This is a genomic window from Phocaeicola coprophilus DSM 18228 = JCM 13818 (assembly GCF_000157915.1).
In the GTDB taxonomy this organism is placed as follows: domain Bacteria; phylum Bacteroidota; class Bacteroidia; order Bacteroidales; family Bacteroidaceae; genus Phocaeicola; species Phocaeicola coprophilus.
Map to the genome: position 1 here is coordinate 103,341 of NZ_EQ973637.1, position 6,376 is coordinate 109,716.

The 6,376-nt window shown below is 46.8% G+C and carries 6 protein-coding genes and 1 pseudogene; 1 reads left to right on the forward strand and 6 read right to left on the reverse strand.

Features of this window, described 5'->3' with window-relative positions; all coding sequences use genetic code 11:
• Positions 1-168 precede the first annotated feature (168 nt).
• The 6 genes from BACCOPRO_RS06475 to BACCOPRO_RS06500 are packed head-to-tail and all read right to left on the reverse strand — an operon-like array spanning position 169 to position 5,653.
• Positions 169-858, reverse strand: a complete 690-nt coding sequence (locus tag BACCOPRO_RS06475) for a hypothetical protein (protein WP_008142069.1) — start codon at positions 856-858, stop codon at positions 169-171.
• The gene (locus tag BACCOPRO_RS06480; protein ID WP_008142072.1) at positions 839-1,324 is read right to left on the reverse strand and encodes a PH domain-containing protein; all 486 of its coding nucleotides are present in this window, start codon (positions 1,322-1,324) and stop codon (positions 839-841) included. The genes BACCOPRO_RS06475 and BACCOPRO_RS06480 overlap by 20 nt, the downstream gene beginning before the upstream one ends.
• Positions 1,325-1,337: 13 nt before the next feature.
• Entirely contained in the window at positions 1,338-3,035 is a 1,698-nt protein-coding gene (locus tag BACCOPRO_RS06485) for a toprim domain-containing protein (protein ID WP_008142073.1), read from the reverse strand.
• A gap of 3 nt (positions 3,036-3,038) precedes the next feature.
• Positions 3,039-4,607, reverse strand: a complete 1,569-nt coding sequence (locus BACCOPRO_RS06490) for a hypothetical protein (RefSeq protein WP_008142075.1) — start codon at positions 4,605-4,607, stop codon at positions 3,039-3,041.
• 34 nt (positions 4,608-4,641) lie between these two features.
• Positions 4,642-4,866 (reverse strand): hypothetical protein, encoded by a 225-nt coding sequence (locus BACCOPRO_RS06495; RefSeq protein ID WP_008142076.1) that lies wholly within the window; start codon positions 4,864-4,866, stop codon positions 4,642-4,644.
• 28 nt (positions 4,867-4,894) lie between these two features.
• Positions 4,895-5,653, reverse strand: a complete 759-nt coding sequence (locus BACCOPRO_RS06500; protein ID WP_040311284.1) for a DUF4099 domain-containing protein — start codon at positions 5,651-5,653, stop codon at positions 4,895-4,897.
• 412 nt (positions 5,654-6,065) lie between these two features.
• Between BACCOPRO_RS06500 and BACCOPRO_RS18675 the strand changes: the two are divergent.
• Positions 6,066-6,376 (forward strand): annotated as a pseudogene (locus BACCOPRO_RS18675) (M23 family metallopeptidase); the annotation flags it as partial.

A 6,376-nucleotide genomic window follows, 5' to 3' on the forward strand; every position in this document is an offset into this window, starting at 1 on the left:
TTTGCATCAGCATCACATTCTTCTGGTTCTGCAGTTCCTTTTCCGCTTTCTCCGTGTACTGCAGTATCATGCTTGCAAGTACCGGGTCGTTTTGCGCCCGGATTTTTGAAAGTCCCGTACACAACAGAAGTGCCATTATTAATATTATCCTGTTCATTTTGCCTTGTTTTATCGTGTCATGGCAGCAGCCCTTCGCCAGCGCGACATGGCTGTTCGGGCCACTTCTCCGTTACTCCGTTCTATCATCCCTGCCGTCACGTTGTTCCATACGTCATTCAGTGTGTAATAGCGCACACTTAGGTAGAGCAGATGCAGCTTGTGGCTAAATACCGACAGCTTGTCGTTCAGTGCCCACAGTGTCTTGCTGCGCTCCGCACCGGTTAGCATATTCTCTGTTCCTCCTTTGGCCACAGCGTCGTTCAACAGTGTGAATACGGATATCAGTTCAGTTGCTGTCTCAATGTAGAGGTCGTTCATGCTCATCCCGGCTACGATGCCCTGCGGATTGTCACGCATAGCCTTACCTAGTTTACACAGTGTGAGGAAAATCCTCACACCGTCATTGTACAGATGGGTACAGGCTTTCAGCGACAAAGCATATCCGTTTACGGTTTTCAGATAGCTGTTGTATTGCTTCTCCCATTGGTGTATTCGGTTGAACTCAGCCGCTATCGTATTCTGGAGAAGTGCTGTCTGTGTCTGTCCCTTTATCTGCTTCTCTACCTGTCCGTTTATCAGATCGTTGCCTTCGGCCAGTGCCATCCATTCCAAAGGATTCGAGGCGGCTACCTGCGCATGAAGTACCTGTGGTATTATTATGGAAAGAGCCAACAGTATGCTAATGGTTTGTAATCTCATATATTCCCTTTTTTCGTTTGTTGTATTCCACACGTTCGCGTATCAGAGTTACGATTCTGTCATTGCATCTCATTCCCAATAGGTCAAGCTGGGGCATGTTCCGGTCCATAGAGAGGATGCTTACTGTTTTCAGTCCGCACAGCTGCTGTAGGATACTCTGCTTCTCCTGAAAGTCCACGATGCGGTACAGCTCCATATAGTCCACCTTTCTTATCAGAATGCCTTGTTCGCATACAAGTTGTTCGGCTGTTATGTCATAGCGTATTCTGCGCAGGTAGATGAACTGGTACAGCAGTACAAGAAGCGTTAATACAGATATTGTTGTCGCCATGCTGCCGAGAGGCATATTTTCCATACCTCCGTATATTAGTCCAGTAACACAGACCGACATCAGAGGTAGTTCATTGATGACAAACTGCACCGGATGCGGTCGGAAGTTGATGATATCATAATGTGTCATTTGCATAGGCTGGCTCTATTTATCGGTGAAACCGGGGTTGGTTGTCTTCTCTTATGCCTGATAAGTAATCGGATATCTCTTTTTCCAGACTGGATAGCTCTTCCTGGATTTTGTACATCTCCTGAAATCCTTTTTCGGGCATTCCCTGATCCTGGATTTCAAAGGAGAATATTATTTTGTCCGCACGCTCAATTCTCTGCCGTATAGCTTTATAATCCGCTTCGTCATATGTTCCGTTGCGGATATGTTCTGGATTTACTTCTGGTAAGGTCGCGAGAGCACGGTTCAGCGTGGCTTTTCCGCTTATGTCCTGATGTTCGTCTGCCTTTTCCTCCTCTGGCTTTCCTTTGTCGAGAAGTTGGTCGTTCCAATCCTTGTAGCCTTCTGCAGCCGGCTCGTACAGAATATTGCCTGTAGCGCATGGTTTCGTCGAGTCAAGTCTTCTCATTGCTTCGCATATAATTGCCAGTTCTTCTCTTTGTTTTTCCAGCTCTTCCTCGCTTGCCTTACCTTCTTGAAGATTATATTCATAGCTGTCCATTCGGTTCATATAGACCTCACCCAGATATCCGTCTCCGAATTTTTCCATATAGAATTTTATATCTTCTTCCAAATACGGTTTTATCAGTTCAATCCCCAATGTTCCGGCTATCTTATCGAAATCATAAGGCTCCAGCTTGATTTCATGACGTTGTTTCTTTATTCCTGTTTCCTGTATGACAAGCAGCTCTGCTTCCGATGTGCAGCTGGTAAATTCCCTGCCGGCATGTACGAGCGCAAAGGTTATGGCATAGATTCTTCCCGCACGGTCACGGTCAAAGCAGAGATGGTGCGAAGCCTGTGGCGCAGTCTCAATCATTCCTTTGAACTGCTGGCGGCTCGGTGCTCCACCGGTAGATACGAACACGGCCTTTCTCAAGTCCTTGTTGCTTTTTTGGTGCAGCTGGTAGTAGGCCATGGCATCGTATGCACTTTCAAACCAGTAGATGTCCTTCGCATCCGCTGGTTTGGTATGGGCTGGACTGGCTGCCCATAGTCCTTCATTCGAATTGCTGCCTTCTGCCTTTCCCTTATAACTTCCGCTTCCGTCCATGCGCGGGCGGCCTCTTTCCTCAAATCCCACAGTCTTGTCTGGTTCTTTCGGCACGATTAGCGGAAAAGAAAGGTTGGTATAGGCAGTTCCGTCTTCACGGTGTCTGGTGGCTAAGAAGAAATACCGGTGAAATGCGTATTGTGTGTACAGATCTATCCCCCGGTTCTTGAAGTAGGGATAGAATCTTTTCTGTGTTTCCCGGTTCTGCGGGTTGAATTTATGGAGTTCGTAATTACCGATGTTGAACGGTCTGATATCCCGTCGGGGCTGTATGATTCGCATGTTGCGTTCCTCTATGGGATGGTTGAGCAGACGGCAGCATACAAGGTTTACAAGCCTGTCCGGTGAAACTCCGGCTTTGTATTCTGCAAAAAGGTGAGGATGTTCCTTGATGAAGGATATGATATTGTAGAGTTTCTGCTGCGGTGGCTGAAAACAGCACTGTCCGTTGGTCGTCACAATGAACTTGTCGCCACGGATACGCCGTCCGTCGCTGTCCGTGCGGACATACGAGGGATAGCGCAGACCATCCCGCCTGTTCAGGCGGTAGCCTGCATCAATAAGCACATCCTGAATATTCAGTCTGCGCAGATAGTCATCGTATGTAAGGTCTCCGTTTCTCATTTTTTATCTTCCTAATCTCATGTTTGTAATTTCCCGGTTCATTTCAGCTTCGAAGTAGCGTATCGCCACATCCCTTGGTGTGTCAACTCCGGGTTTGTAGTAAGGCCTCGGGCTGCAGTAATGCTCACTGTACACATCCGGTGCATGATGACACCGTAGGTTGTGTGCCACTTCCGAGGCAACCACCGTGCCTGCAGTCAGTGCGGCAAGTATCTTCATTCCAAGCCCTTGTCGGGCTTCCGGACGCATCTTCATATCCACTTCGTCAAACACTTTTGAAAACAGTTTCATCCTGTGATAGTCATCAACAGCAAGAAACTTGTCATATTCCTTCTGGCTTATCTCATGGCTTATTACCTGTCCGTCAATGACGGCACTCATCCGGTACTTTCCCTCGGTTTCAGTAGGCTGTACGCTTATTTCGCCTACCTCGACCTCACGGCCGTTTCTTTCCTCCCTGTACCAGCCCATCTTTTCGTTAAGCGGTGTCAGGTCACGTCCGTCAATTGTGGCTGCAGCTTGTATATCCGTTATCATCCGCTGCTTCTGTTCCTGTTGTTCCTGCAGCAGGGCTGTTTCCTGTAAGTGGTTCTCTTGTTCTATTTCCTTGCGTATTTCAGGATGCAGGCCGACTGCGATACGGCTGTTGCTGTTCAGCGTTTCCATGCTTGCCTTGTCGGTAAAGTCCGGACTGATGATATCATTTATCAAGCCGATGCGTTTTTCTGACGGATGCTCTTCTATCGAGTTGGAAGTCAGTATGGCTGTCTCTTCGTCCGAAAGGTCATAGACCATGTCTACGGTCTCCCGTTCCGATTGAATGGTCATCGTTTTGGCTTTCTGGTCAATGATTATTCCGTGCGATGACAGGCATTCCTGCCATTTCTCGTTGGAAAAATATACTGGAGATGTTATCAGTTCGCGGTATGGAATTGCTGGTTCCGTACTTCTTGGTCGGTTTGTCATCGGAGTAATTACAGCCTGAAGACCTTGCAGTACGTCCCGTTCTTGCTGGGATTGCGCCTGTCTGTTTCCCTTGTAGTAGAAGCCGTAACCGCCTGATTGCAGTTCTCCGGGTTTCATTCGTCCGTTCCATCGTTCCGGTACAGCTGGTCCGCCCGGATAGAATAGGTCGCCGCCAACTCTGCGCAGATGAAAGCCCCACTGGTTGCGTGGAGTCCAACCAAGAAAAGGAGGCGGCATGTGCGGCCATGCAATCCGTCCGTATTCTCCAATGCCTATCCTGTAGCCATGCAGTCCCATGGCCACGCGTCCGTTGGCATTCCGTGCGTGTACAAAGTTTTTGGGTAGATGAAAGTCATTGCCTATAATGCTTGTGAATACATTGTAGGCTTTCTTGTTGGCCGTATTGCTCCCCCAGGCCGTTAGTGCCAGCATCTGGCGTTCGGTGATGGCGTAGGTCAGCAGGGGCGAGTCATGCCCTTGCACGACCAGTCTGAACCCCGAACCGTCAGACACCACATGGGCCTGCATCCCGTTACGCATCAGTATTTTTTGCATTTCGGGTTGTAGATCCATTTCTCGGGGATTGGTATTTGTTCTTATCGCCATAATCCGTTACGTAGTCTTTATTGTTTGTTATCTGTTATGCCTCTCCGTTTTCCATGGCAGCTTCAAGTTCAGCATCCTTGTGTCGTACAAATTCGGCCGCTGATTCGTTACCGATTTTGAGGCAGTTCTCTTCGCAATAGCGGCTGTATTCATCCTGCCATTCTGAGGAATGATGGTTTACATAATCAAGCCAGTCGTATTCACCGTTTTCCATTTTTTCTACCAGAATATCTTCCGGATAATATTTCTGTTCTGACATCTTTCTTTAATGATTTAATTGTGTTGTCTTATTTGTGTAGGGCTGCCGCACGGTTTCTTTCCCCGCTTTTCTTCTGCTCGTTCCAAAGTTCTTCCGTGTACTCTTCTTCCGGTACATAGTCCAGGTTGCCGTCATCGTCCATTACCCAGCATCCGTAGCATCCGAAGGTATATTTATCCCATTCTCTCTTGTCGTGTTCTTTCCATTTCTGTCCATCACCGGAGCAGAATCGGATACCGGTTGGACTCGTTAGGTCGATGCCTACCGTTACCGTATCGTCATCTACTACCAGCGTTAGCGGATCTCCATGTTGCATACTCTTTATTTCCACCGCACCCAGACGCAGTTCCTCGGCAAGTACCTGAAGGTTTCTTCCTATAATGGGGGTGGGTACAGACATTACTTGCCGCGTCTCTGGGTCAATCTGTACGAAAGCCTTGCCGGGGCGGCTGTCTGTCTGTATTACATCCGCAATGATGGCTTTTCCGTCCAGCAGCTCTTTCTGTTGTTCCGGCTTGTATTGTTCCAATGGTGATGATTTCAGTACCGGATAGAAGACAACATCCGTTGTCCCGTCTTCCTTGCGGATACATACAAAGCGGGTACGGCTTTCCGCCATTTGGCCGTTTTCGTCAGTCACACGCACAGGAAGTACAGGAGAATGTCTTCCGTTGCATATTTCCTTTAGGATACGAATGGGCAGATCCTCAATCATTTCTCGGATAAGGCCGAATCGGGACAATTCCGGATACGGTAGTTCTTCCAATTTAAAAAGGGTCTTTTTCATACTATAAATCATATTATAAATTATACTATGCAAATATAAATCCTTTTTATTTAGATATTGAAATAAACAGTTTTATAAAGAAATATAATGCATTATTTTTATACTTAGAGTATGATTTATTTGTGGAAATCATACTCTAATGGCGATGTTTTTATATTTAATTTAGAATCTGTTTATGTAATTCGTATCCGTGATTCCTGAATACTATATTTGCCGGATGAAAAAAAATATATGGTTCGTTTTGACAGGCTTTTCGATATTATCATGGCCTGTCTTTGCACAGCCCTGTCCGCTTGTGCCTACAGATGTATGTGCCGAAGCGAAAGTTACAGTATCTGTGGAAGGTGGAGAAAAAGAATATGCTACTTGCAATGCAGGACTTGCTGGAAATATGGAAGAATCCAGAATAATTTGGATACAGAGATACTTGAGCGTAAGTTTGCCGCTCAGGAAATTGAAGGTTACTTCACCCTATGGATTTCGCAGAGATCCTTTTACAGGAAAAAAAATTTTTCATGGAGGTCTTGACCTTCATGCGAGGGGAGAAAAGGTTATGGCTATGATGGCTGGTATTGTGGTGAAGGTCGGGCAGGACAATGCTTCTGGAAAGTATGTTGTCCTGCGTCATGGCAATTATCAGGTCAGCTATTGCCATCTTTCACGCATTCTGGTGGAAACTGGCAGAAAGGTATGCCCTGCAGAACCGGTCGGCATAACAGGTTC

What these genes read in the sequence shown, in the direction of transcription:
- BACCOPRO_RS06475 (WP_008142069.1), bottom strand. Translation starts at nt 858, where the DNA reads ATGAGATTACAAACCATTAGCATACTGTTGGCTCTTTCCATAATAATA.
- BACCOPRO_RS06495 (WP_008142076.1), bottom strand. Translation starts at nt 4,866, where the DNA reads ATGTCAGAACAGAAATATTATCCGGAAGATATTCTGGTAGAAAAAATG.
- BACCOPRO_RS06500 (WP_040311284.1), bottom strand. Translation starts at nt 5,653, where the DNA reads ATGAAAAAGACCCTTTTTAAATTGGAAGAACTACCGTATCCGGAATTG.
- BACCOPRO_RS06485 (WP_008142073.1), bottom strand. Translation starts at nt 3,035, where the DNA reads ATGAGAAACGGAGACCTTACATACGATGACTATCTGCGCAGACTGAAT.
- BACCOPRO_RS06480 (WP_008142072.1), bottom strand. Translation starts at nt 1,324, where the DNA reads ATGCAAATGACACATTATGATATCATCAACTTCCGACCGCATCCGGTG.
- BACCOPRO_RS06490 (WP_008142075.1), bottom strand. Translation starts at nt 4,607, where the DNA reads ATGGCGATAAGAACAAATACCAATCCCCGAGAAATGGATCTACAACCC.